General features: G+C 52.8%; 23 protein-coding genes. 13 read left to right on the forward strand and 10 right to left on the reverse strand.

The genetic code is table 11. From position 1 onward, the window contains the following. Nucleotides 1–15: 15 nt before the first annotated feature. The 3 genes from hslR to igaA form a co-directional block, all read right to left on the reverse strand. Complete coding sequence (gene hslR, locus ICA20_RS01825; protein WP_003837900.1) at nucleotides 16–417, reverse strand: ribosome-associated heat shock protein Hsp15; 402 nt, start codon at nucleotides 415–417, stop codon at nucleotides 16–18. Between the two features lie 10 nt (nucleotides 418–427). Then, a complete protein-coding gene (yrfG, locus tag ICA20_RS01830; protein ID WP_038634874.1) occupies nucleotides 428–1,096 on the reverse strand; it encodes a GMP/IMP nucleotidase in 669 nt (222 codons plus the stop codon). A 62-nt stretch (nucleotides 1,097–1,158) separates the two neighbouring features. After that, nucleotides 1,159–3,294, reverse strand: coding sequence for an intracellular growth attenuator protein IgaA (gene igaA / locus ICA20_RS01835; RefSeq protein ID WP_038634871.1), 2,136 nt, complete (start codon nucleotides 3,292–3,294; stop codon nucleotides 1,159–1,161). Nucleotides 3,295–3,616: 322 nt separating this feature from the next. On the opposite strand from igaA, the gene nudE reads away from it, so the two are divergent. After that, nucleotides 3,617–4,177 (forward strand): ADP compounds hydrolase NudE, encoded by a 561-nt coding sequence (gene nudE, locus ICA20_RS01840; RefSeq protein WP_038634868.1) that lies wholly within the window; start codon nucleotides 3,617–3,619, stop codon nucleotides 4,175–4,177. A gap of 55 nt (nucleotides 4,178–4,232) precedes the next feature. On the opposite strand, the gene mrcA is transcribed toward nudE, so the two are convergent. Continuing rightward, nucleotides 4,233–6,785 (reverse strand): peptidoglycan glycosyltransferase/peptidoglycan DD-transpeptidase MrcA, encoded by a 2,553-nt coding sequence (gene mrcA, locus ICA20_RS01845; RefSeq protein WP_038634865.1) that lies wholly within the window; start codon nucleotides 6,783–6,785, stop codon nucleotides 4,233–4,235. A 120-nt stretch (nucleotides 6,786–6,905) separates the two neighbouring features. Between mrcA and ICA20_RS01850 the strand changes: the two genes are divergently transcribed. The 12 genes from ICA20_RS01850 to trpS all read left to right on the forward strand — a co-directional run bounded on the left by ICA20_RS01850 (nucleotide 6,906) and on the right by trpS (nucleotide 17,078). After that, complete coding sequence (locus ICA20_RS01850) at nucleotides 6,906–7,685, forward strand: DNA utilization protein HofM (RefSeq protein ID WP_038634862.1); 780 nt, start codon at nucleotides 6,906–6,908, stop codon at nucleotides 7,683–7,685. Beyond that, nucleotides 7,685–8,224 carry a PilN domain-containing protein gene (locus ICA20_RS01855; protein WP_038634859.1) on the forward strand — a complete coding sequence of 180 codons (540 nt, stop codon included), beginning with the start codon at nucleotides 7,685–7,687 and terminating at the stop codon, nucleotides 8,222–8,224. Before ICA20_RS01850 ends, ICA20_RS01855 begins: the two co-directional genes overlap by 1 nt. Continuing rightward, the gene (locus tag ICA20_RS01860; RefSeq protein ID WP_038634856.1) at nucleotides 8,208–8,663 is read left to right on the forward strand and encodes a hypothetical protein; all 456 of its coding nucleotides are present in this window, start codon (nucleotides 8,208–8,210) and stop codon (nucleotides 8,661–8,663) included. Before ICA20_RS01855 ends, ICA20_RS01860 begins: the two co-directional genes overlap by 17 nt. Next, a complete protein-coding gene (locus tag ICA20_RS01865) occupies nucleotides 8,653–9,066 on the forward strand; it encodes a HofP DNA utilization family protein (protein ID WP_038634853.1) in 414 nt (137 codons plus the stop codon). The genes ICA20_RS01860 and ICA20_RS01865 overlap by 11 nt, the downstream gene beginning before the upstream one ends. Next, a complete protein-coding gene (hofQ, locus tag ICA20_RS01870) occupies nucleotides 8,981–10,216 on the forward strand; it encodes a DNA uptake porin HofQ (RefSeq protein WP_173781825.1) in 1,236 nt (411 codons plus the stop codon). The genes ICA20_RS01865 and hofQ overlap by 86 nt, the downstream gene beginning before the upstream one ends. Nucleotides 10,217–10,621: 405 nt before the next feature. Further along, complete coding sequence (gene aroK / locus ICA20_RS01875; RefSeq protein WP_003023552.1) at nucleotides 10,622–11,143, forward strand: shikimate kinase AroK; 522 nt, start codon at nucleotides 10,622–10,624, stop codon at nucleotides 11,141–11,143. A 57-nt stretch (nucleotides 11,144–11,200) separates the two neighbouring features. Then, nucleotides 11,201–12,289 (forward strand): 3-dehydroquinate synthase, encoded by a 1,089-nt coding sequence (aroB, locus tag ICA20_RS01880; protein ID WP_038634848.1) that lies wholly within the window; start codon nucleotides 11,201–11,203, stop codon nucleotides 12,287–12,289. Nucleotides 12,290–12,385: 96 nt separating this feature from the next. Further along, the gene (gene damX / locus ICA20_RS01885) at nucleotides 12,386–13,681 is read left to right on the forward strand and encodes a cell division protein DamX (protein ID WP_038634845.1); all 1,296 of its coding nucleotides are present in this window, start codon (nucleotides 12,386–12,388) and stop codon (nucleotides 13,679–13,681) included. A gap of 117 nt (nucleotides 13,682–13,798) precedes the next feature. Then, nucleotides 13,799–14,635: an adenine-specific DNA-methyltransferase gene (dam, locus tag ICA20_RS01890; protein ID WP_038634842.1), complete on the forward strand. Its 837-nt coding sequence runs from the start codon at nucleotides 13,799–13,801 to the stop codon at nucleotides 14,633–14,635. A 17-nt stretch (nucleotides 14,636–14,652) separates the two neighbouring features. Further along, on the forward strand, nucleotides 14,653–15,330 hold the full coding sequence (rpe, locus tag ICA20_RS01895) for a ribulose-phosphate 3-epimerase (RefSeq protein WP_003023561.1): 678 nt from the start codon (nucleotides 14,653–14,655) through the stop codon (nucleotides 15,328–15,330). Beyond that, complete coding sequence (gph, locus tag ICA20_RS01900; RefSeq protein ID WP_038634839.1) at nucleotides 15,323–16,081, forward strand: phosphoglycolate phosphatase; 759 nt, start codon at nucleotides 15,323–15,325, stop codon at nucleotides 16,079–16,081. The genes rpe and gph overlap by 8 nt, the downstream gene beginning before the upstream one ends. Next, nucleotides 16,074–17,078 carry a tryptophan--tRNA ligase gene (gene trpS, locus ICA20_RS01905; protein ID WP_038634836.1) on the forward strand — a complete coding sequence of 335 codons (1,005 nt, stop codon included), beginning with the start codon at nucleotides 16,074–16,076 and terminating at the stop codon, nucleotides 17,076–17,078. Before gph ends, trpS begins: the two co-directional genes overlap by 8 nt. A gap of 65 nt (nucleotides 17,079–17,143) precedes the next feature. Here trpS and ICA20_RS01910 read toward each other — a convergent pair whose 3' ends face one another. The 6 genes from ICA20_RS01910 to tsgA form a co-directional block, all read right to left on the reverse strand. Continuing rightward, a complete protein-coding gene (locus tag ICA20_RS01910) occupies nucleotides 17,144–17,314 on the reverse strand; it encodes a YhfL family protein (protein WP_006687392.1) in 171 nt (56 codons plus the stop codon). A 272-nt stretch (nucleotides 17,315–17,586) separates the two neighbouring features. After that, on the reverse strand, nucleotides 17,587–18,960 hold the full coding sequence (gene cysG / locus ICA20_RS01915; RefSeq protein ID WP_038634829.1) for a siroheme synthase CysG: 1,374 nt from the start codon (nucleotides 18,958–18,960) through the stop codon (nucleotides 17,587–17,589). Between the two features lie 11 nt (nucleotides 18,961–18,971). Then, the gene (gene nirC / locus ICA20_RS01920; RefSeq protein ID WP_038634827.1) at nucleotides 18,972–19,781 is read right to left on the reverse strand and encodes a nitrite transporter NirC; all 810 of its coding nucleotides are present in this window, start codon (nucleotides 19,779–19,781) and stop codon (nucleotides 18,972–18,974) included. A 184-nt stretch (nucleotides 19,782–19,965) separates the two neighbouring features. Beyond that, nucleotides 19,966–20,292, reverse strand: coding sequence for a nitrite reductase small subunit NirD (gene nirD / locus ICA20_RS01925; protein WP_038634824.1), 327 nt, complete (start codon nucleotides 20,290–20,292; stop codon nucleotides 19,966–19,968). Then, a complete protein-coding gene (gene nirB / locus ICA20_RS01930; RefSeq protein WP_038634820.1) occupies nucleotides 20,289–22,832 on the reverse strand; it encodes an NADPH-nitrite reductase large subunit in 2,544 nt (847 codons plus the stop codon). The genes nirD and nirB overlap by 4 nt, the downstream gene beginning before the upstream one ends. A 270-nt stretch (nucleotides 22,833–23,102) precedes the next feature. Then, entirely contained in the window at nucleotides 23,103–24,284 is a 1,182-nt protein-coding gene (gene tsgA / locus ICA20_RS01935; RefSeq protein ID WP_038634817.1) for an MFS transporter TsgA, read from the reverse strand. Nucleotides 24,285–24,389: the final 105 nt, after the last annotated feature.

The following is a 24,389-nucleotide window of genomic DNA, read 5'->3' on the forward strand; positions in this document are numbered from 1 at the left end:
TCTTGCAGGTGACAGTCACTCGCTGTCGCCGTGTTTAAATCGTAACAGGTCGCGGCGTTCTTTCTTGTCCGGTCGTCTGTCCGGGTGCGGCATGGTTAACGCGTTAAGTTTACGCGCCAGCGCCATTTTTTCGCGTTTTTCCACGCTTTCCGCGGTTTCTTCATACAGCGTAACGGCTTCCGTGGCCGGGCGACGCTGCTCGGTAATGGCCTTGATAATGACCGTCCGCTCGTCATTTCCCTGGCGCAGGGTGAGGGTGGCGTTCAGCTCGACAATCTTGCTCGGCTTACTACGTTGGCCGTTGTAATGCACCTTACCGCCTTCAACCATTTCACGGGCCAGCGCACGCGTTTTATAAAAGCGCGCAGCCCATAGCCATTTATCCAGCCTGACTTCAGCAGAGGGCTTTTCTTTCATGGCGTCTCCTTCACATCAGTGAGGGGATCAGTCGGCGGTAGTCATTCAATGACGGATGGCGTGCGTACTGTTTTTCCGCAATACCTGAGTCGGGATTGGTTACGCCGAGGCAGTAACGAATGCCGAACAGAGCAGCGGCGTCGAGAATGGGTTCGCTATCGTCAATAAACAGCGTCTTCTCTGCACTCATTCCCGTTTCTTCAGCCACAGCGTGCCATAACCGCTGATCCTCTTTGGGATAACCAAATGTGTGGGTGGAAAGTAATAAATCAAGGTGCGAGGCCAGACCGGTATGCTCCAGCTTCACCGCGAGGTTATGCGGATGCGCGTTGGTGAGCAAAATACGGCGCTTGCCGCTGGCTTTTAAGGCATCAAGAAACGGTACGGTATCTTCACGCAAAACAGCGCGTGGTCCCTGTGCCGTTGTCATAGCGCAAATATCCAGATCCAGGCGCTCGCTCCAGTAATCCAGGCAGTACCAGTTTAGCGTATGCTGCACGGCATGATACTGCTGGCGAATATAGTCCTGGGCTTCCTGGGGAGAGATACCCTGCTTTGCGCCATAGGTTTCCGGCACCAGTTTTTGCCAGAAATAGTTATCGAATGCCAGATCGAGCAGCGTGCCGTCCATATCTAACAACACGGTGTCGACATCCTGCCAGGCAATATTGATATGCATGGAACCCCCCCAGAAGAAAACATGATGCGCGACAGGGTAGCATATCCTGGCGCGCGAGCGTGTTATCGAATCAGGCTTTCCGGGTCGTCAATCAGCGTTGGGTTGAGGCAACTTTCGTAATAGCTTTGAATTTCTGCGATGCGCGAGCGATGGCGCTGGTAGCGTCTGAATGCCTGAACGCTGTTATAGATAGCGCATCCGAGCATGGAGAGCATCAGCAGCGTCGTGCCAAGGTAGCGCCATAATCCTGAACGATCCGGGATTCGGTGCAGGCCAATGTGCTGGGTACCGTTGGCGTCGGTAGAGATATTGGTGACGATCCCCTCCGCGCGAAACGGTGTTTGCATTAGCATCTGGGCCAGACGCTGGAAGGCGTTCCACTGTTCGTGCGGCGGGTAGTCATACAGGGAGGTTGACGGCCACGGCTGATCGACCAGATCGCTGCCCTCGTCGCTGATAATCAGAAAACCGCCGGGGGCAGGGCTATTCAGCGCCTGGGCCGCTCGCGCCGTCTCGCGTGAAATAAACGGCGCCGTAGAGGTATTGACCAGATTATCCAGCGACTCGGCGCTTACCGGACGCAGCAGCACATTTACGCCATCCAGTTTTCCGGCGTTAGCGCGTTTCACCAGAGCGGCCCAGTCTTTACTGTTACCGAGGTTAACCAGCGCATTTTTTAAGCGCACGCATTCATCTTTGGCTGCGCACAGATCGGCTGTTTTCAGGACAATTTCACCAAAATCATCCAGTAACACCATGCCGGACTTTTGGATTGCCGAACGTAACGACGCGCTGACGCGGGAATCATCATCTGGTTTGGGGTGCAACTGACGGCTTACGGCCTGCGTGAGCGCGGTGGCTTTGTTCACCAGATCGGATTCCGGAAGCGGTAGCGCGCGCGCGTCATTCCAGATAATTTGCGTGCAATCAAAAGGCATGAACGGCGTGGCGGGCTGTGTATTCCAGCTCCCCTGGGTATGAATGTTACACATACCTGTGCCGCTCAGGTGTAGTGTGTCCCCCACGCGGACGCCCGCGTTCTCAAGCTGTTTCACGCTGGTGGCTTCGATAGTCTGTGCGCCTTTCATCCAGGAAAGGGTGAATTTTATCGGCATATCCAACGGGATCCAGAACAGCAGCATCAGCAGCACTAACAGCGAACCGCCAGCGATAACGGCATTGCGTAGCCAGTGTTGCAACGGGAAATTTTTAACCTCGTCGTGCAGGGATAAAAAACGCCCCTGGCGTACAACGTGGCGATCGAGATAAATATCGATATCCGTTTGCTGACCAAGATCCTGCGCAATGTAAGGCTGCCAGTGAGGGGGATAGATCAGATCAATAATACCCAGAGAAATATTGTTAATTTGCTCCTGGTCGTTCTCGCCAAACAAACCCCAGCGACGCGGCGTCCCGCGCAGACAATGAATTTCTCGCAGGGCGGTTTTAGATGGCGGAGCGAACAGCCCCCACAGACCTGCACCGAGCAACAGCACCGCGCCACCGACTGCCCACGGAACAAACGTATCCGGGATGATTAAACATAAAAAGAACAGCAGGAATGATGCGGCGATCAGTAACGCTTCGCGTAATCCAGAAGGGCGGCTGAGCGCATATTCTTCATGGGTTTCCTGACGAATATTCAGCAGTTCGATTTGTTCGCTTTCTTCACCGCGAATGGACGCCTGGGTAGAGGCGGTATGCTGTAACGCATAGCCACGCGCTTCCTGCATATATTCCTGCAGGGTGTGGCCGTTTAGCGAAATAACCAGCGGTAACGTATTGGTGTGAATCAACTCAACGCTGTTTTCGTCATTGATGTATTGTTCCCAAAAAGGCGGCAAATGCACCTCAACGGAATCAAGATAATAGCGCCATTTGTTAGGATCGTCGGTGGTAATACCGTAACGTGTAATCGCGTGCGTAAGCACAATAACGCTGTTACTTTGGGCATTCAGTGTTAACGATACTGGCGCAGAACTGGCGCCAGTTGGACCAGGTACTTGCTGAATTTGACTCAGGTTTTCGAGATAGTTTTCGACAGCGCTGCGTTCTTCAGGCGTAAGCTTACGCTTAGAGGCGTCTGAAAAGACGTTGCTCAAAGGTAAATTTTTCTGTCTGGATTTCGTTCTGAGTCGCCACCCTGCAAGCAATGAGCAGGCCAGCAAAGCAGCTAAAAAAATCAGAATGGTGCTCATGCTTTCCCCATCTTACTTAGTCTGTCAGGCGTGGTCAGTTGCACCCTGTTCAATATTCGTGATTCTTTAGTTGGCTATCGGCAAGTGTGGAGTTGAACTTGAGCATCTTAAAGCGCAGCCCAGTAAATGCGAATCATAGCAAAATCACTAAAAATGGAATATCAGCAAATTCCTGGAGTTATTTCAACCTATTGACTTTTAATTTGAAATAGGGATTAACTTTTAGTACGTTACATAAATGTAAATAAACGGCAATTCACGTTGCCGAAACCGTGCGGTATATCGCACAATGACCCCAGATTTCACAGCAAAGACCCTCACAATGAGCAAATCATTACAAAAACCCACGATTTTGAAAGTGGAAACCGTCGCCCAATCCCGGCTGTTTAAGGTCGAAAGCGTGGACCTTGAGTTCAGCAACGGCGTACGCCGCGTTTATGAACGTATGCGGCCCTCCACGCGTGAAGCGGTAATGATTGTGCCGATTGTGGATGACCACCTGATCCTTATCCGCGAATACGCGGTCGGGACCGAGTCCTACGAACTGGGTTTTTCCAAAGGATTAATCGATCCCGGTGAAAGCGTATTTGAGGCGGCGAATCGGGAACTGAAAGAAGAGGTGGGATTTGGCGCGAAAGATCTGACGTTTTTGAAGAAACTCAGCATGGCGCCGTCTTATTTCTCCAGCAAAATGAACATTGTGGTGGCAGAGGACCTTTATCCTGAATCGCTGGAAGGGGATGAACCTGAGCCATTACCGCAGGTACGCTGGCCGCTCGCGCATATGATGGATTTGCTGGAAGACCCTGATTTCCACGAAGCGCGTAATGTGAGCGCGTTGTTCCTCGTACGTGAATGGCTGAAAGGGCAGGGACGGCTTTAATATCTATCCCACTAATACACAAACAATAAAAAAGGCGCCGAAGCGCCTTTTTTGATCAGAACAGTTCGTGTGTCTCACCATTATCGATAATGGTTGTCCCCACCTCGTGTACCGCCTGTTGCGTTGGCTGAGTACCTTCAATGAAATACTCTTCGCGGCTGTTACCGCCGCTCGCCAGTTGACCGGTACTGCGATCGATATTGACCGTCACGATACCCGGCGGCGGCGTCAGCGGCTGCTCGGGCACACCATCCAGCACGGATTTCATGTAAGCATCCCACGCAGGCTGCGCGCTCTTCGCGCCGCCTTCATAGCCGGAGATTTGATCTTTGATCGCCCCGGAAACTGTCGTGTGACCCAGATTGCGGCGATGATCGTCAAAGCCGATCCATACTGATGTCACTACGCCTGGTCCGTAACCGGAGAACCACGCATCTTTAGAACTGTTGGTAGTCCCGGTTTTTCCGCCGATATCGTGACGTTTCAGGTCGCGGCCCGCACGCCAGCCGGTTCCCATCCAGCCTGGTTCCCCAAAGATATTGGTGTTCAGCGCGCTTTTAATCAGGAACGCCAGCGGCGTGTTGATCACGTGCGGAGCGTACTCCTGCGTTCCACTCTGCGCGACCAACGCCTGGTTGGCCTGCTCAAGCTGTGGCATAGGCACGGCGGCATTCTGCTGCTCCTGCGAGACGGCGACATCTTCTACATTACTGTTTTCCAGCACGTTAGATTTCTGAGTATCGCCATAAATCACCGGGATATCACAATCCGGGCAGGCAATTTTTGGCTTCGCTTCGAAGATAACGCCGCCCATATCGCTTTCGATCTTACTGATGAAATACGGATCGACCAGGAAGCCGCCGTTCGCCATCACCGCGTAACCGCGCGCCACCTGCAATGGTGTGAACGAGGCGGAACCCAGCGCCAGCGACTCGGTGTGCACTATGTTCTGTGCCGGGAAGCCGAAACGTTGCAGATACTCTGCTGCGTAATCCACGCCCATAGCACGCATGGCGCGTACCATCACCACGTTTTTCGACTGGCCCAGCCCCTGACGTAAACGGATAGGACCAGCATACTGCGGCGGTGAGTTCTTCGGCTGCCAGTCGGAACCGGCACCGGCATCCCAGCGGGAGATCGGCACATCGTTGAGCATGCTCGCCAGCGTCAGACCTTTATCCATTGCGGCGGTATAGAGGAATGGTTTGATGTTGGAACCTACCTGGCGTAGCGCCTGGGTCGCACGGTTAAACTTGCTCTGGTTGAAGTCAAAACCCCCTACCAGCGCCAACACCGCGCCGTTTTGCGGATTAATAGAAACCAGTGCGGAGTTAACATCCGGCACTTGCGCCAGCCACCAGGCATCGCCAACCTGGCGCACCCAGATTTGCTGCCCGGTCTGTACCACATCTGTCACTTTACGCGGCGTCGGGCCTTGCTGAGTATCCGAGCGGTAAGGACGCGCCCAGCGCATGCCATCCATCCGTAATGACACTGATGTGCCATCCGCCAGCGCGGCAATAGCTTCCTGCGGATTGGCGCTGGTGACAACCGCCGGCAGCAGTGGTCCATATGTTGGCAGCGCTTTCAGCGTATCGGTGATTTTCTTGCTGTCCCAACTGGTTTCGCCCACTTTCCACAGCACGTTTGACGGGCCGCGGTAGCCGTGGCGCATGTCGTAATCCATCACGTTGTTACGTACTGCCTGCTGGGCCGCCTGCTGCACTTTGCGCGTAATGGTGGTGGTGATGCGATACCCGTCTTCATAGGCTTTCTCGCCATAGCGGTTATACATCTCCTGGCGCACCATCTCAGACAGATACGGCGCAGAGAAGGCGATTTCCGGCGCGTGATAGTTGGCGTCAATGGCCTCGCCGCGCGCCTGATCGTACTGGGCCTGCGTAATGTAATTTTCACTCAGCATACGCGACAGCACGACGTTACGTCGCGCGGTGGCCCGATCCATCGAATAGAGGGGGTTGAAGGTTGACGGCGCTTTTGGCAGACCGGCAATCACCGCAATCTCACTTAAGCTGAGCTGATCGACCGTCTTGCCGAAATAGACCTGCGCGGCCGCCCCCACGCCATAGGCGCGATATCCCAGGTAGATCTTGTTCAGATACAGCTCGAGGATTTCATCTTTACTCAGCAGTTGTTCAATGCGGATCGCCAGGAAAACTTCTTTGATCTTACGCATCAGCGTACGTTCCGGACTCAGGAAGAAGTTTCTCGCCAACTGTTGGGTAATGGTACTCGCCCCTTGTGAGGCGTGACCGGAGAACAATGCGACGCTGGCTGCACGGAAGATCCCCACCGGGTCGACCCCGTGGTGCTCATAAAAGCGGCTGTCTTCTGTGGCGATAAAAGCTTTGACCATCACTGGCGGCATCTGATCCAGCGTGACCGGGATTCGACGTTTCTCGCCATATTGCGCGATCAGCTCGCCGTCAGCGCTGTAAACCTGCATCGGGATCTGTAAACGCACATCTTTGAGCGTCGCGACGTCAGGTAATTGCGGCTCAATATAGCGATAGAGGCCATAAATCGAGCCTGCTCCCAGCAGGATGCAACATACTGCAAGGATTAATAAATACTTTACGAACTTCACTGGAGATTTCCCATTTAGTGGCATTTGGGCAGTTTATAAACAAACGCGCGGTAGTATAAAGGCAAGCCAGACGCATTGATATACCCGTTAAAGCAACGGGTGATACGGAGATCATCAGCAATGGCTTTTAATATCTGGAAAATTGGTCTGCATATTCAGCAACATGAAGCGCTGGCTGTCGCTGTCGTTCGCGACGCGACCGGTTGGTTTCTACAGCGCTGGTGGCGTATGCCGTTGGCACCTCAGGTTATCGTTGATGGTCACATTCGTGAGCCAGAACAGCTTGTCGCAACGCTACTGCCGTGGAGCCGTGAGCTTCCTCGCCGACATCATATTTATCTCTCCTTTCCCGCCAACAGGACGTTACAAAAAAAGTTTCCTCGTCCGGCAATGACCTTGCGAGAGCCAGAGCAAACCGCATGGTTGTCCGGTTTGATGGCACGTGAACTGGATATGTCGCAGGATGCGCTGCATTTTGATTATAGCGAAGACACGTTGAGCCCGGCGTTTAACGTCACTGCCGCGCAAAGCAAAGAGATTTCAACGCTGCTGACGTTAATACAAGCGCTGAAAGTACAGGTTAAAGCGATTACGCCGGACGCCAGCGCCTTGCAACGATTTATTCCTTATTTACCCGAACATCAACAGTGTCTGGTATGGCGTGATGAGACCCAGTGGCTATGGGCGACCCGCTCGTCATGGGGGCGAAAATTGACGTGCGATATTGGCCGTCTCGACGAACTCGCCGCAACGTTATCTCTTTCCCCGACAGCTATTGCGCTATGCGACCCCAGCGGATTCGATCCTTTAAACGTCGTGTCCGTTCGCCAGCCGCCAATTCCACCACACAGCCACCGCTTTACCATTGCATTAGGACTGGCCATGGGAGGATCGTATTGATGATAGCGACCATCAATCTTCTGCCCTGGCGTCAGACTCGGCGGTATACCTGTTTGCGTTTCTGGGGCGTCTTCTTTAGCGCTGCTCTACTGCTGAGCATTGGCGTGACGTTAATCTATAACAGCGTTTTTAGCGTGGAAAACCGGGTCGAACTCCTGCTGGTAGAGGCTGAAAATAAGCGCATTGCGGCGCTGACGGCGCTAAAGCCTCGTTTGCAGCAGCGCCTGCAACAATGGCAACAGGTACAAGCGCGAAACAAACAGCGTGACCAGACCCAAAGCTGGCAAAAGATTCTGCAACAACTGGCGGAATTACTCCCGGAGCAGGCGTGGTTAACCAAAATGACCTGGCAGCAAGGGACGCTGGAACTGACGGGAAATACGCTGAACTTTGCCGCCCTTAAGGCGCTGGAAACGCAATTACGCCAGCAGCCGTTGTTTACGCTAAATCGTCCCGGCGAAACGCAGCAGGATGCCCAAGGGCGTTGGCAATTCCACTATCGTCTGACGCGGAGTGACACGCATGATAACGCTCTGTGATGCCTGGCTCGCGCAGTCGCTGCGCTTTCGTGTTATGTGCGCATGCGGCTGGATTTTAGGGCTGCTTATGATGGTCGCGCTATGTCTTTACCCCGCCGCCAGGCAGCGGGATATGCAACAAGAGGCGCTAAACCAGCAACGTGCTGCCATTCAGACGCAATGGCGAAACCTGTATCTGCTGGCGTCATCGTCAGGAGAGGCTGAAGAGATGTCTATTCCATTCTCTCCGTTGCTGTTTCAGACGCCCCTTGTACGTCTTGTCCACTGGCAACCCGCCATTCAGGGCGGGGAGATGACGCTGAGGCCTGCGTGGGAGGCTATCCCGCCGGTGTTTGTCCAACTGGCGGAACAAGGGATGAACGTCAGCCGTTTTTCTCTCAGTGTAGAAGGCGCTGACCTGCTGTTAACGCTACAACTGGAACATCTGAATGACGGTTGAACGCTGGCTGTTGGCATGCATCAGTGTGCTGATCCTGACCGGTATGCGTAATCCCTTCTTACCGCCGGAGGACCCTTGCCAGATAGCTGAGTGGTCCACGTGGCGTTATCAGGGAATGGTGAGCGTGGGTGAGCGACCGATCGGCATCGTGCAGGATGGGCAGCACAAATGGCGGCGAGTTGAGCGAAATGACGTCCTGAAAAACGGCTGGACGATTTCGCAGATAACGGCTGAAAGCTTAACTCTCAACACAGAGAAAAGCTGCGAGCCTGCTCAATGGCAGTGGCAACGACAGGGAGCGGTAAATGAAGCGATGGATGAGATGGATAGCCATGATGCTGCTGGTCGCGGTGTTCAGCGGGCAGGCGGGAAAACCGCAAAACGTAACGCTGGTGGTGGATGATGTGCCTGTTGTGCAGGTTTTGCAGGCCCTGGCGGAACAAGAAAAGAAAAACCTGGTGGTTTCACCGGATGTCGGCGGGGTGCTGTCACTGCATCTGACAGATGTGCCCTGGAAGCAGGCGTTGCAAACGGTCGTGAAAAGCGCCGGATTAGTGCTACGCCAGGAGGGCAACATTCTGCATGTGCATTCTATGCAATGGCAGAGTGAAAATGCGGCCCACCAGGAAAATGAGCAGGCACGAATGCAGGCCAGTCTGCCTCTGGAACATCGCAGCATCATTTTGCAATACGCTGACGCCGCCGAGCTGGCAAAAGCCGGAGAGAAGTTGCTGAGCGCTAAAGGCAGTATGACGGTTGATAAACGAACCAACCGCTTACTGCTGCGTGATAATAGCGTTGTGCTTAACGCGCTGGAAAAGTGGGTGGCGCAAATGGATTTACCCGTTGAACAGGTCGAACTGGCGGCGCATATCGTCACGATTAATGAAAAAAGTTTGCGCGAGCTGGGGGTTAAATGGTCGCTGGCCGACGGGCAACAACCGGGGGCGGTGGGGAATGTCACTACGCTTGCCAGCGATCTTTCGGTGCCCACAGCAACATCCCGTGTGGGATTTAATATTGGTCGTATTAACGGTCGGTTACTGGAACTGGAGCTGTCGGCACTGGAGCAAAAACAGCAGCTTGATATCATCGCCAGTCCGCGATTACTGGCTTCTCACCTGCAACCTGCCAGTATTAAGCAGGGCAGCGAGATCCCGTATCAGGTCTCCAGCGGAGAAAGCGGGGCGACATCCGTCGAGTTTAAAGAAGCGGTACTGGGGATGGAGGTTACGCCCACTGTTTTGCAGAAAGGGCGAATCAGGCTGAAACTGCATATCAGCCAGAATGTCCCCGGGCAGGTGCTACAACAAGCTGATGGTGAAGTTCTGGCTATCGATAAGCAGGAAATTGAAACGCAGGTTGAGGTAAAAAGCGGAGAGACGATTGCGTTGGGCGGCATTTTTTCACATAAAAATAAATCTGCGGCTGACAGCGTGCCGTTGTTAGGCGACATCCCCTGGCTTGGCTCTCTTTTTCGTCACGATGGAAAAGAAGATGAGCGTCGTGAGTTAGTGGTCTTTATTACGCCCAGACTGGTGTCAACGGAATAACTTATGCATGAAAAACCGTTGTTTTTGCACTGAACACGTTTCAGGGATTTGACGTGGGGGTGTATTTAGCATACAAGGAGTACCGATTTGAGCGTCGGTACTTTTCTTTACTTATGCGGCAATGAATACGCTTTGCCTTTCTGGTGGTGTGTCATAGGCTTATTTTGCCGTCATTGGACTACGCGATACGTCGCCATGTCTGATGTTTGCAGGGCTGCATGCCTGCCACGACCAGAAATGCGTAGGGTTTGGTGATTTATTCAGTTGCCAAACCCGCTTGAGTATTGAGATAATTTTCAGTCTGACTCTCGCAATATCTTATGAGGTTTCAGTTCATGTCCTGCTGCGCTGGGTGTCTGCGAAGCGGGTTTACCATTAACGAATAGTCTTAGTAGTACCGAAAAAATGGCAGAGAAACGCAATATCTTTCTGGTTGGGCCTATGGGTGCCGGAAAAAGCACTATTGGGCGGCAGTTAGCTCAACAACTCAATATGGAATTTTACGATTCTGATCAAGAGATTGAGAAACGAACCGGAGCTGATGTGGGCTGGGTCTTCGATGTAGAAGGTGAAGACGGCTTCCGTGATCGCGAAGAAAAAGTCATCAACGAGTTGACGGAAAAACAGGGTATTGTGCTGGCAACTGGCGGTGGCTCTGTAAAATCACGTGAAACACGTAACCGTCTCTCCGCGCGTGGCGTCGTGGTCTATCTTGAAACGACAATTGAGAAACAACTTGCGCGTACTCAACGTGACAAGAAACGCCCGCTGCTGCAGGTAGAATCACCGCCTCGTGAAGTTCTGGAAGCGTTGGCTGACGAACGCAATCCTCTGTACGAAGAGATTGCCGACGTGACCATTCGCACCGACGATCAGAGCGCAAAAGTCGTAGCAAACCAGATTATTCATATGTTGGAAAGCAACTAATTCTGGCCGAATACACACTCGTCTGCGGGTACAAGTAACTAAGGTGGATGTCGCGTAATGGAGAGGATCACAGTCACTCTCGGGGAACGTAGTTACCCTATCACTATCGCGGCTGGTTTGTTCAATGAGCCAGCTTCATTCTTACCGCTGAAATCGGGCGATCAGGTTATGTTGGTGACCAACGAAACCCTGGCTCCCCTGTATCTCGATAAGGTTCGCGGCGTACTTGAACAGGCGGGTGTTAACGTTGATAGCGTTATCCTTCCCGATGGCGAACAGTATAAAAGCCTGACGGTTCTGGATACGGTTTTCACCGCGTTACTGCAAAAACCGCACGGTCGCGATACCACGTTAGTCGCACTTGGCGGCGGCGTGATTGGCGATCTGACCGGTTTCGCGGCAGCCAGCTACCAGCGCGGTGTTCGTTTCATTCAAGTCCCGACAACTCTGTTGTCGCAGGTCGACTCCTCCGTCGGCGGCAAAACCGCCGTAAACCATCCCCTCGGTAAAAACATGATTGGCGCGTTTTACCAACCAGCCTCCGTGGTGGTGGATCTCGATTGTCTGAAAACGCTTCCTGCGCGTGAGCTGGCATCGGGGCTGGCGGAAGTCATCAAATACGGCATCATTCTTGACGGTGAGTTTTTCAACTGGCTGGAAGACAATCTGGACGCGTTATTGCGTCTGGACGGTCCGGCAATGGCGTACTGTATTCGCCGTTGTTGTGAGCTGAAAGCAGAAGTTGTCGCAGCAGACGAGCGCGAAATGGGCTTACGTGCTTTACTGAATCTGGGACACACGTTCGGCCATGCGATCGAAGCTGAAATGGGTTATGGCAATTGGTTACATGGTGAAGCTGTCGCAGCAGGTATGGTAATGGCTGCTCGTACGTCAGAACGTCTGGGTCAGTTTAGCTCTGCGGATACGCAGCGCATCATTACGCTGCTACAGCGAGCAGGCTTACCGGTTAATGGGCCACGTGAAATGTCCACCGAGGCCTATTTACCGCATATGCTGCGAGATAAAAAAGTGTTAGCGGGAGAAATTCGTTTAGTGCTTCCGCGGGCAATAGGGAAGAGTGAAGTGCGCGGCGGAGTGTCGCACGAGGTGGTTCTTAACGCTATTGCTGATTGCCAGCAGGCGTAACAACAAGAAAGGTCCGACGTACGTTGCGAAACGTAGGTCTTTTAGCTTCAGGTTACGTGCAAAGTTGTAAGCATTAACCTTTGAGTGGGGTGTTAAATGGATGAATTCAAACCAGAAGACGAGCTGAAACCCGATCCCAGCGATCGTCGTACTGGTCGTTCTCGTCAATCGTCTGAACGCGATAATGAGCCGCAAATCAATTTTGATGATGTTGATCTGGATGCTGACGATCGCCGTCCTGCGCGCGCACGTAAAGAGCGTGAAGAAGAGCGGGACATCGAAGAAGACTATGAATCTGATGACGATGCGGTGGATGAAGAGCGTGTAGAACGTCGTCCGCGCAAGCGTAAGAAAGCGGTCAGTAAACCTGCCTCTCGTCAGTATATGATGATGGGTGTGGGCGTGCTGGTGCTGCTGCTGTTGATCATCGGTATTGGTTCTGCGCTGAAAGCCCCCTCATCTTCTTCCAGTGAACAGACGGCGTCTGGCGAGAAGAGCATCGATCTTTCTGGCAGCAATGCGACGGATCAGGCGAACACGAATACGCCTGCAACGGGCGCTGAGCAGACTGCGGGCAATACCCAGCAGGATGTTTCCCTGCCGCCGATTTCCTCTACCCCAACTCAAGGCCAGACGCCTGCGGCAACTGAAGGTCAGCAGCGTGTTGAAGTGCAGGGCGATCTGAACAATGCGCTGACGCAACCGCAAGGTCAGGAGCAGGTTAACAACGTCGTGGTGAACTCTACGCTGCCGACCGAACCTGCGACCGTCGCACCAGTTCGTAATGGTACTGCTGCGCGCCAGACTGCCAAAACGGAAACGGTTGAACGTCCTGCTGCTACGCACCAGGAACGTAAACAGGCCGTCATTGAGCCGAAGAGCAAACCGCAGACCACGGTGAAAGCGACGACGACAGAGCCTAAACCTGTTGCTCAGGCAAAACCAGCCGCGACTGCGCCGACGACTACAACTAAAGCGCCTGTGGTAACCGCTGCGCCAAAAGCGACAGCAGAACCGAAAGCAACCGCGACGACGACGCCTGCACAAACTGCAACACCTGCGCCAACCGCGACGGCAACGCCTGTGGCTGGCGGAGCGAAAAGTACAGGAAATGTTGGCGCGTTAAAATCTGCGCCGTCCGGCCATTACACGCTGCAGCTCAGCAGTTCTTCTAACTACGACAACCTGAACGGTTGGGCGAAGAAAGAAAACCTGAAGAACTACGTGGTGTATCAGACGACGCGTAACGGTCAACCGTGGTATGTTCTGGTGACGGGCGTGTATGCGTCTAAAGAAGATGCGAAACGTGCAGTGTCTACGTTACCCGCCGATATTCAGGCGAAAAATCCGTGGGCAAAACCGCTGCACCAGGTTCAGGCCGATTTGAAGTAAGATAGGATATGTTCTGCAATGGTTTGCTGTTTCGCCCAATTGCGGGACAAAGACTAAAGCGCAGGATGCTGTCGGAGCTTTCTCCACAGCCGGAGAAGGTGTAATTAGTTAGTCAGCATGAAAAAAAATCGCGCTTTTTTGAAATGGGCAGGGGGAAAATACCCCCTGCTTGATGATATCAAACGGCATTTACCCCAGGGTGAGTGTCTGATTGAACCCTTCGTAGGGGCCGGGTCGGTGTTTCTCAACACCGACTTTTCTCGTTATATTCTTGCCGATATCAACAGCGACCTCATCAGTCTCTATAACATCGTGAAGACCCGTACCGATGAGTACGTGCAGGCTTCGCGCGAGCTGTTTATGCCTGAAACTAATCAGGCTGAGGTGTACTACCAGTTCCGGGACGAATTTAATACCTGCCAGGACCCGTTCCGCCGCGCAGTGCTATTCCTGTATCTGAACCGCTTTGGTTACAACGGGTTGTGCCGTTATAACCTGCGCGGTGAGTTTAACGTACCGTTTGGTCGTTATAAAAAACCTTATTTCCCGGAAACCGAGTTATACCATTTTGCTGAAAAAGCGCAGAATGCGGAGTTCCATTGCCTTTCCTATGAAGAGTGCATGGACCGTGCGGATATCAACTCCGTAGTCTATTGTGACCCGCCTTATGCACCGCTTTCGGCGACGGCAAATTTCACCGCGTATCATACCAACAGCTTTAGCCCGAAAGAGCAGGCGCATTTGGCCGAGATGGCAGAAAAGCTGGTCAGTAAGCAGATTCCGGTGTTAATTTCGAACCATGACACGCCTGATACTCGTGAGTGGTACCGGGCAGCGAAACATTTTCAGGTCAAAGTGCGGCGCAGCATCAGCAGCAATGGCGGCACGCGTAAAAAGGTGAACGAACTGCTGGCGCTGTATAAACCAGGAGTCGCAACGCCTGCGAAAAAATAATTCTCAAGGAGAAGCGGATGAAACAGTATTTGATCGCCCCCTCAATTCTGTCGGCTGATTTTGCCCGCCTGGGCGAAGACACCGCGAGAGCGCTGACTGCCGGTGCCGATGTAGTACACTTCGACGTCATGGACAATCACTACGTACCGAACCTGACCATCGGACCGATGGTTCTGAAATCGCTGCGTAAATATGGCATCACCGCCCCGATTGATGTTCACCTGATGGTGAAACCGGTCGATCGTATTGTCCCTGACTTCGCCGCCGCTGGCGCCAGCATCATTACTTTCCATCCAGAAGCCTCCGAGCACGTTGATCGTACCTTGCAGCTGATCAAAGAGCATGGCTGTAAAGCGGGCCTGGTTTTTAACCCGGCAACGCCTTTGAGCTACCTGGACTACGTCATGGATAAGCTGGATGTGATCCTGCTGATGTCCGTTAACCCAGGCTTTGGCGGACAGTCTTTCATCCCGCAAACGCTGGATAAGCTGCGTGAAGTGCGTCGTCGTATTGATGAATCTGGCTATGACATCCGCCTGGAAGTTGATGGTGGCGTCAAGGTGAACAACATCGGTGAAATCGCGGCGGCGGGTGCAGATATGTTTGTTGCAGGCTCCGCTATTTTCGACCAACCAGACTACAAAAAAGTCATTGATGAAATGCGCAATGAACTGGCGAAGGTAAGTCATGGATAAGTTTCAGGATATTCGGGGCGCCGCTTTTGACCTCGACGGCACGCTGGTCGACAGCGCGCCGGGATTAGCCGCAGCGGTGGATATGGCGCTGTATGCGCTGGAACTGCCGGTTGCTGGTGAAGAACGTGTAATCACCTGGATTGGTAATGGTGCAGATGTACTGATGGAGCGCGCGCTGGCATGGTCTCGTCAGGAGCGCGCGACATTACGTAAAACGATGGGTAAACCCCCCATTGATGATGATATTCCTGCCGAGGAACAGGTACGTATTTTGCGTAAGCTGTTCGACAGGTACTACGGCGATGTCGCAGAAGAGGGGACATTCCTGTTCCCTGATGTTGCCGACACGCTGGGCGCGTTGCATGCTAAAGGTTTGCCGCTGGGTCTGGTGACCAACAAACCAACCCCGTTTGTCGCGCCATTGCTCGAGGCGTTAGATATCGCCAAATACTTCAGCGTGGTCATCGGTGGTGACGACGTGCAGAATAAAAAACCACACCCGGATCCGCTGCTGCTGGTGGCAAGTAAGCTTGGCATCAAGCCTGAGCAAATGCTCTTCGTAGGGGATTCTCGTAATGATATTCAGGCGGCTAAGGCTGCTGGTTGTCCGTCCGTTGGTCTGACGTATGGCTACAACTACGGTGAGTCTATCGCATTGAGCGAGCCCGATGTCATGTACAACCGCATTAATGAACTATTGCCCGCTCTCGGGCTTCCGCATAGCGAAAATCAGGAATCGAAAAATGACTAAGCCCATCGTTTTTAGTGGCGCACAGCCCTCAGGTGAATTGACCATTGGCAACTATATGGGTGCGCTGCGTCAGTGGGTGAACATGCAGGATGACTACCATTGCATCTACTGCATCGTTGACCAACATGCCATTACCGTTCGTCAGGATGCTCAGCAACTGCGTAAAGCAACGCTGGATACGCTGGCGCTGTATCTGGCATGCGGGATCGATCCTGAAAAAAGCACCATTTTCGTTCAGTCGCACGTACCGGAACACGCACAGTTAGGCTGGGCGCTGAACTGCTACACCTATTTCGGCGAGCTGAGCCGTATGACCCAGTTCAAAGATAAATCTGCACGTTACGCAGAGAACATCAACGCCGGTCTGTTTGATTATCCGGTGCTGATGGCGGCAGACATTCTGCTGTATCAGACCAATCAGGTACCGGTTGGCGAAGATCAGAAACAGCATCTTGAACTGAGCCGCGATATCGCTCAGCGCTTCAACGCGCTGTATGGCGACATCTTCAAAGTACCGGAACCGTTCATCCCTAAATCCGGCGCGCGCGTGATGTCGCTGCTGGAGCCGACGAAAAAAATGTCCAAGTCGGATGACAACCGCAACAACGTGATCGGTCTGCTGGAAGATCCTAAATCTGTGGTCAAAAAAATCAAACGAGCGATGACTGACTCGGAAGAGCCGCCTGTTGTTCGTTACGACGTGAAAGAAAAAGCGGGCGTTTCGAACCTGCTGGATATCCTTTCTGCCGTCACCGGCCAGAGTATTCCTGAGCTGGAACAGCACTTCGAAGGCAAAATGTATGGTCATCTGAAAGGTGAAGTCGCGGAGGCCGTTTCCGGCATGCTGACCGAGCTTCAGGAACGTTATCACCGTTTCCGTAACGATGAAGCTTTCCTGCAGAAAGTAATGAAAGACGGTGCGGAAAAAGCCAGCGCACGCGCGTCTGTTACGCTGAAAGCCGTTTACGAAGCGATTGGTTTTGTCGCCAGACCGTAATATTTTCTGCGTTGCAAAAAAACCGGGGAATCCCCGGTTTTTTTGTATCTGCGCAATAGCATCTATTACTGGTCTGCAGCCGGACCACAGCCACCAATAATTTTAGAAATTGAAATTGCTGGATGCAGGAAATAATCGTAGCTGCAGTTGTTTTTTTTGTTTTCAATATGACCCGTACATGCGGTCAGTGTAGCCAGAACCCCAGCGACAATGGTGATTTTTGCAAATTTCAGCATGTTAAAATCCTTGTAAGATACCTATTTTTAAAATGGATGAAATCCATTTCTCGACGGTTAAGATATCAACTTAAATAAAATTTAAGTAGTCCGGATAAGGACATAACAAGCTTTATGTAAATTATATAATTAATGAATTGGATTACTGGGCGGTTATATTTTAATTAATAATTGGTTTGCTGAAGTGAGCATGTAGCGTATTTCGTTTATTATTTATTTCTGCTGGATGATAAATACATGCCCTGAATATCAGGGCATGTATTTACATTCAATTAATGATTCGAGAACCAGTTCAGCTTATCGCGTAGTCCAACCACGCGACCGACGATAATCAGTGCTGGGCTTTCAACCTGTTGCGCTAATTCCCCGAGCTGCGTCAGCACACCGTTGACGACGCGTTGCTTCACGGAGGTACCGTTTTCTACCAGCGCAACCGGCATATTGGCCTGCATGCCAAATTCGATCAGTTTTTCCTGAATTGTGGCCGCCTGATTCAGTCCCATATAGAACACCAGCGTCTGTTTCTCTGCCGCCAGATTTTCCCAGTCCAGCTCGCCGCCGGTTTTCAGGTGTCCGGTAACCAGACGAACACTTTGCGCGTAATCGCGATGGGTCAGTGGAATACCAGAATAAGCGGAGCAACCGGAAGCCGCGGTTATACCCGGCACAACGGAGAATGGAATACCGGCGTGGCAAAGCGTTTCCAGCTCTTCGCCACCGCGTCCAAAGATGAACGGGTCGCCACCTTTTAGTCGTACCACGCGCTTGCCTTGTTGCGCTTCACGCAGCAGGATCTGGTTGATTTCTTCCTGCGGTACGCAGTGGTAACCCGCGCGTTTACCGACGAATACCCGGTCCGCATCGCGGCGCACGAGGTTCATAATATCGTCGGAAACCAGACGGTCATAAACCACTACGTCGGCTTGCTGGATCTGCTGCAGCCCTTTCAGCGTTAGTAGTCCGGCATCGCCAGGACCGGCGCCAACCAGCACCACTTCACCACGGTGATCCAGTGGTTCGCTGAGCAACTGCTCGGTGGTTTCCTCGACAGCTTTCCGATCGTTGTTTGCCAGCGACTGCGCCAGGCGGTCATTAATGAACAATTTTTCCCAGAAGCGGCGACGTTCACCCATACTGGCAAACTGGTTTTTAACCCGGGAACGCAGCTTGCCCGCATACTGTGCGACCTGGCCAAGATGCTGAGGCAGTATGGATTCGAGTCTTTCACGCAGCAGACGGGCCAGCACCGGCGAAGTGCCGCCAGACGAGACCGCCACCATCAGCGGCGAGCGGTCGATAATGGAGGGCATGATAAAACTGGCTGCTTTTGGCGCATCGACCACGTTGCAGAAAATACGGCGTGATTCTGCGGCGGTGCTGACGCTTTGGTTGACGGCATCGTCATCGGTGGCGGCGATAACCAGCCAGCAAGGATCGAGCAGGGATTCATCGAACGGCCCCTCAACAAGCGTCAGCATGCCTTCATTTGCCCATACGGTGAACTGCGGAATAAACGCCAGCGCATTAACCGTTAAACGGGCGCCCGCTTCCAGCAATAACCGCGCTTTGCGTTCTGCGACATCACCACCGCCGACGATCAAGCAGTCACGGTCACGTAGTTGACAAAATATAGGCAAATGATCCACGACATTACCCCTTAATTATTGGCAGCAGCCTCTGGCTGATTGATTTTTGCCGGAGCCGGACGCTCCGATTTTGGCGTAGCATACCAATAACCCAATCCCATGAATACGACACCGGACAAAGTATTACCGAGTGTCACCCACAGCAGGTTATGACCAATTCCGGCCAGGGTATAGGCTTCGCTGTGGTGGCCGAACCAGGAGAGGGCAAACAGCGTCATGTTGGCAACCGAGTGTTCGTAGCCGGAAGCAATAAACGCCAGCAGACACCACCAGATAGCGAGGAATTTCGCTGCGCCTTCGGTACGGATTGCCATCCAGATTGCCAGACAAACCAACCAGTTACACAGCGCGCCCTTGAAGAACAGTACCGTCGCAGGCGCGGTAGTTTTCGCCAGTGCAACCGAATGGACGATGCTGGTATCTACCGGCAACAAGCTGCCGCCACCCCAACCGTAAAGCAGAGCGACAAACACGGAACCGACCAGATTACCCAGCCAGGTTTGCGGTAAAATTGCCCACATTTGACCGTGGCTGATGGTACCCGCTTTGACGCCGAGCGTCAGGAACATGGTGTGACCGGTAAACAGTTCAGAACCCGCGATAATGACCAGCGTTAAGGCGATACCAAAGGTTGCACCCATTACCAGAGGACGTACGGACGGGTCGAGCAGATTGCCGAGGGTGAAAATAAGAATGATGCCGAGACCGACATAGGCCCCTGCCATTGCCGAACTGACCCAGAATCCGAGCGGATTATTAGCCGACAGGCGTGCGATGCGCGCAGCATTAGCCGCACACTTATTAATAGTGTCAGTAAACATTTGATTATCCTTGAAGTACAAAAAAATAAAAAAAATCTTAACCGTAGGCCGGATAAGGCATTTATGCCGCCATCCGGCAATGTGCTTTTGCAATTGCCTGATGGCGCTACGCTTATCAGGCCTACCAATAAAAGACCTACAAATACGTCAAAAAAGGGGAGGCGTTGCGCCTCCCAAAAGTTTATTAACCGCGCAACTGCACCATGCCGTCTTTCACGCGCGCTTCGTAATGTTTCACGGAGAACTGTTCGTCTTCCATGCACAGTCCGTCGCTTAAACGAAAGCGCTGTTTTTTCAGCGGGCTGGCGACCCACAGTTCGCCCTGATGCTCAGCGATCAAGCCACGAGAAAGCACGCTGGACTCAAAGAACGGATCGATGTTGCTGATCGCAAACACCTGGTCACTGTGATACGGGCGGAAAATTGCGACCTGTTCAGTACCTAACAGGGCGCAGACGCCTGTTGCAGGCAGAATGTCATCGATTTTGCAGATGTTTTGCCACTGGCTCATGCGTTCTCCTCCACCAGAGTCACCGGGATACGCTCATAAGGCGTTGCCGGACGATGTTGTTCACGTTCAGGCACCACCTGGACGTTCGGATCGCGTTTGTCGCTGTTGATGAAGTGCTTGAAGCGAACCTGCGCGGATGGGGTGTTAACGGTTTCTGTCCACTCGCATACCACCGCTTCACGCAGACGGGCCATCTCTTCTTCCAGATGCTCGTTCAGGCCCAGCTTGTCGTCGATGATGACCGATTTCAGATACTCAATGCCGCCTTCCAGGTTGTCTAACCACGGTGCGGTACGGGTCAGTTTGTCGGCAGTGCGGATGTAGAACATCATGAAGCGATCGAGATACTTCAGCAGCGTTTCACGATCGATATCTGCCGCCAGCAGATCGGCGTGACGAGGTTTCATCCCGCCGTTACCGCAAACGTACAGGTTCCAGCCTTTTTCAGTGGCGATGATACCCACGTCTTTGCCCTGGGCTTCCGCGCATTCACGGGTACAGCCAGAGACACCGAACTTCATCTTATGCGGCGTACGAATGCCTTTGTAGCGGTTTTCCAGCTCGACGCCGAAACCGACGCTATCGCCCACGCCGTAGCGGCACCAGGTGCTGCCCACGCAGGTTTTCGCCATACGCAACGCTTTAGCATAGGCATGACCGGTTTCGAAACCGGCTTCAATCAACTGACGCCAGATTTCCGGCAGGTCATCTTTCTGCGCGCCGAACAGGCCAATACGCTGAGAACCGGTGATTTTGGTATACAGGTTAAATTCACGTGCGATACGTCCCACGGCCACCAGGCCTTCCGGTGTGATTTCACCGCCAGCGGAGCGCGGGATCACGGAGTAGGTGCCGTCTTTCTGGATATTCGCCAGGAAGTTGTCGTTGGTGTCTTGCAGCGGCGTGTGCTGAGGTTTGAGAATGTACTCATTCCAGCACGAGGCCAGCAGGGAACCGACGGTAGGTTTACACACTTCACAGCCGTAGCCTTTCCCGTGTTTTGCCAGCAACTCTTCGAAGGTTTTAATGCCTTCTACGCGAATGAGATGGAACAGTTCCTGACGCGAGTACGGGAAGTGTTCACACAGGTTGTTGTTAACTTCAATACCCTGTTTCGCCAGTTCAGCGTTCAGGACCTGCGTTACCAGCGGGATACACCCGCCGCAGCCGGTACCGGCTTTGGTTTCAGCTTTCAGCGCCGCAACGGTGTGGCAACCTTTATTGATAGCAGCAACCAGCATGCCTTTGGTGACGTCGAAGCAGGAACAAATCTGCGCGCTGTCCGGCAGTTTATCGACACCGATAGAGGGTTTACCGCTGCCCGCGTGTGCTGGCAGGATCAACGAGTCCGGGTTTTCCGGCAGTTCGATAGCGTTCAGCACCAGTTGCAGCAGATTGCCGTAATCGCTGGTGTCGCCCACCAGAACCGCGCCGAGCAGCGTTTTGTTATCTTTGCTGACAATGAGGCGTTTGTAGACTTCTTTGCTCTCGTCGAGGTAAACGTAGCTGCGCGCACCCGGTGTGCGGCCATGTGCGTCGCCAATCCCGCCAACGTCAACGCCGAGTAGCTTCAGCTTGGCGCTTAAATCTGCGCCTTCAAAGGCATTTTCGGTTTCGAGGATATGGTCAACGGCGACCTGCGCCATTTTGTAGCCGGGAGCCACCAGACCATATACACGGTTGTTCCAGCTGGCGCATTCGCCGATGGCATAGATGTCCGGGTCAGAAGTCTGGCAGGTGTCGTTAATCACGATCCCACCGCGCGGAGCGACGTCCAGACCGCACTGGGTAGCCAGTTTGTCGCGTGGACGAATACCGGTAGAGAAAACGATAAAGTCGACTTCCAGTTCGCTACCATCGGCAAAACGCATGGTTTTGCGCGCGTCGACGCCTTCCTGGACAATCTCTTTCGTGTTTTTGCTGGTGTGCACACGCACGCCCATGCTTTCAATTTTGCGACGTAACTGCTCGCCACCCATATGATCCAGCTGTTCAGCCATCAGCATCGGAGCGAATTCAATCACGTGGGTTTCAACGCCGAGGTTTTTCAGCGCACCGGCGGCTTCCAGGCCCAGCAGGCCACCGCCGACGACAGCACCGCGTTTGCTACGGCGCGCGCAAGACTCAATGGCGTTGAGGTCTTCAATGGTGCGGTAAACGAAGCAGTCCTGGGTTTCCGAACCTTTAATCGGCGGGATCCACGGATAAGAGCCAGTCGCCATGATCAGCTTATCGTAATAAACCGTACGACCCGCGCTGGAGTGGATCACCTTCTCCTGGCGGTTGATGGTAATTGCGCGCTCGCCGACTAATACCTTAACGCCGTGCTTCTCGTAGAATCCTTCACGCACCAGAGAAAGCTCTTCGGCGGTGTGGTGGGAGAAGTAGGAAGACAGGTGTACGCGGTCGTACGCTTTGCGGGGTTCTTCACAGAAGACGGTAATATCAAAATTGGCAGCGTCGGATTTATCAAGAAGATCCTCAATAAAGCGATGGCCGACCATACCATTACCGATAATAGCGAGTCTGACTTTGCTCATTTTTGCCTCGATTTCTTTTCTATTACCGCCTACCTTAACGATTCAGCTACCCCGCTTATTGATACAAATCAAATTCGCCCTCATATACTCCTTAAGAGGTATATAACTGATTTACCTACATTTTTATAAGTTACGGAATTGACTGGCTTTTCGTGTTTGTATAAAAAGCGCACAAATTAAGGGGTTTTTGTATGAATTGGCCTACATCACCAATGGAGGAAGGGATGCCAGGGATGTGCCAGATGGTGAGGACACCATCCGGCAGAGTGATTAATGCGTGGCCGGCGCGTTATGCTGGCGATGGCGCGTAACAAACCCAAGGATAAAGCACATCACAAACACAACGGCATACAAGCCGTTAGCTGTTTGCAGTGCCGCCATTGGACCGCTATGAGCGACGATCGGGCCAGTGACGACGAAAGTAAGCATGGTACCGATGGTGCCGCAGGTCAGAATGAAGTTAACCAGTTTAGGTGAGGCGACCTTCGTCTGCTGGGAACCGAGGGTAATAATGGTGGTATAAATCGCGCTGGAGAAGAAGCCCAGCGTCAGAATGAACCACGGCATATGCTCCGGCGTACCGGTGATAAACAGATACATCAGGACGGTGGCCAAACCCGCCAGTACCGTCAGGATGCGCTGCAAATCGAAGAAACGCAGAATAAAGCTAAACGCCCACATACCAACCATGTAAGACATCCAGAAGTCGCTGACCAGTTTACCCGCATCACCCAGGCTCATGCCCAGGCTTTTGGCATATTCCGGCACCCACGAGATAAAACCAAGCTGGCCGAGGATGTAGCACAGAGCCGCAATGGACAGGAACAGTACGCCAATGCCCCATTTTTCTTTTACTACCGGTGCGTCTGACTGCTGCGCGTGTTTGCCCAGCGCCGGGAATTCGCAACCGAAGGTCAACAGGAAAATGGCAACATATACCAGGCCGATGCAGGCATAAACCCAGTACCATTCGATGCTGCGCGCTAGCAGAAATGCCGCCACCATCGGGAAGATCATGCCAGCCATGCTGAAGAAGGAGTCCGTAAACAGCAGGCGGGAACCGCGCTGGCGACCTTCATACATCTGCGTGACCAGGAACGTACCAATCGACATGGTGATACCGCTCACCAGCCCCAGTACAAACATTGCTGCTGAGAACAAGGCCAGGCTATGGCTGAGCATCAGTCCGGCGACCGCCAGAACCATCAGGATAAAGCCAAAGCGCAACTGGGTTTTCAGGGGCACAATTTCCATCAGCCAGGCATTCAAAAAGATAGAAATCAGGATGCCGGCATTCAGGAAGGTGAAGGTGTTACTCATACTGGAAACGGGCAAATGGAAGTAATCTGCGATATTTCCCATCACCATCCCGGTGACAATTACCAACGCGCCTGTCAGGGCGTAGGAGAGAAAGCTAATCCATGTGAGCTTAATGCGATTGCTGTTAGTCATGACTGGCCTGTATAGAAGTGTAAGACGCATTGATTGCGCCGTGAGCGGGCAGATTTTAGGCGTTTTAGTGACGTATTTAAATGTTTAATGGCAATAACTTGCTCC

Origin of the sequence: Citrobacter sp. C5_2, assembly GCF_014596845.2 — a bacterium.
GTDB lineage: Bacteria > Pseudomonadota > Gammaproteobacteria > Enterobacterales > Enterobacteriaceae > Citrobacter > Citrobacter werkmanii.

What these genes read in the sequence shown, in the direction of transcription:
- dam (WP_038634842.1), top strand. Translation starts at nt 13,799, where the DNA reads ATGAAAAAAAATCGCGCTTTTTTGAAATGGGCAGGGGGAAAATACCCC.
- aroK (WP_003023552.1), top strand. Translation starts at nt 10,622, where the DNA reads ATGGCAGAGAAACGCAATATCTTTCTGGTTGGGCCTATGGGTGCCGGA.
- aroB (WP_038634848.1), top strand. Translation starts at nt 11,201, where the DNA reads ATGGAGAGGATCACAGTCACTCTCGGGGAACGTAGTTACCCTATCACT.
- ICA20_RS01910 (WP_006687392.1), bottom strand. Translation starts at nt 17,314, where the DNA reads ATGCTGAAATTTGCAAAAATCACCATTGTCGCTGGGGTTCTGGCTACA.
- nirC (WP_038634827.1), bottom strand. Translation starts at nt 19,781, where the DNA reads ATGTTTACTGACACTATTAATAAGTGTGCGGCTAATGCTGCGCGCATC.
- ICA20_RS01865 (WP_038634853.1), top strand. Translation starts at nt 8,653, where the DNA reads ATGACGGTTGAACGCTGGCTGTTGGCATGCATCAGTGTGCTGATCCTG.
- nirB (WP_038634820.1), bottom strand. Translation starts at nt 22,832, where the DNA reads ATGAGCAAAGTCAGACTCGCTATTATCGGTAATGGTATGGTCGGCCAT.
- rpe (WP_003023561.1), top strand. Translation starts at nt 14,653, where the DNA reads ATGAAACAGTATTTGATCGCCCCCTCAATTCTGTCGGCTGATTTTGCC.
- damX (WP_038634845.1), top strand. Translation starts at nt 12,386, where the DNA reads ATGGATGAATTCAAACCAGAAGACGAGCTGAAACCCGATCCCAGCGAT.
- nudE (WP_038634868.1), top strand. Translation starts at nt 3,617, where the DNA reads ATGAGCAAATCATTACAAAAACCCACGATTTTGAAAGTGGAAACCGTC.
- igaA (WP_038634871.1), bottom strand. Translation starts at nt 3,294, where the DNA reads ATGAGCACCATTCTGATTTTTTTAGCTGCTTTGCTGGCCTGCTCATTG.
- ICA20_RS01860 (WP_038634856.1), top strand. Translation starts at nt 8,208, where the DNA reads ATGATAACGCTCTGTGATGCCTGGCTCGCGCAGTCGCTGCGCTTTCGT.
- ICA20_RS01855 (WP_038634859.1), top strand. Translation starts at nt 7,685, where the DNA reads ATGATAGCGACCATCAATCTTCTGCCCTGGCGTCAGACTCGGCGGTAT.
- tsgA (WP_038634817.1), bottom strand. Translation starts at nt 24,284, where the DNA reads ATGACTAACAGCAATCGCATTAAGCTCACATGGATTAGCTTTCTCTCC.
- trpS (WP_038634836.1), top strand. Translation starts at nt 16,074, where the DNA reads ATGACTAAGCCCATCGTTTTTAGTGGCGCACAGCCCTCAGGTGAATTG.
- hofQ (WP_173781825.1), top strand. Translation starts at nt 8,981, where the DNA reads ATGAGATGGATAGCCATGATGCTGCTGGTCGCGGTGTTCAGCGGGCAG.
- ICA20_RS01850 (WP_038634862.1), top strand. Translation starts at nt 6,906, where the DNA reads ATGGCTTTTAATATCTGGAAAATTGGTCTGCATATTCAGCAACATGAA.
- nirD (WP_038634824.1), bottom strand. Translation starts at nt 20,292, where the DNA reads ATGAGCCAGTGGCAAAACATCTGCAAAATCGATGACATTCTGCCTGCA.
- hslR (WP_003837900.1), bottom strand. Translation starts at nt 417, where the DNA reads ATGAAAGAAAAGCCCTCTGCTGAAGTCAGGCTGGATAAATGGCTATGG.
- yrfG (WP_038634874.1), bottom strand. Translation starts at nt 1,096, where the DNA reads ATGCATATCAATATTGCCTGGCAGGATGTCGACACCGTGTTGTTAGAT.
- gph (WP_038634839.1), top strand. Translation starts at nt 15,323, where the DNA reads ATGGATAAGTTTCAGGATATTCGGGGCGCCGCTTTTGACCTCGACGGC.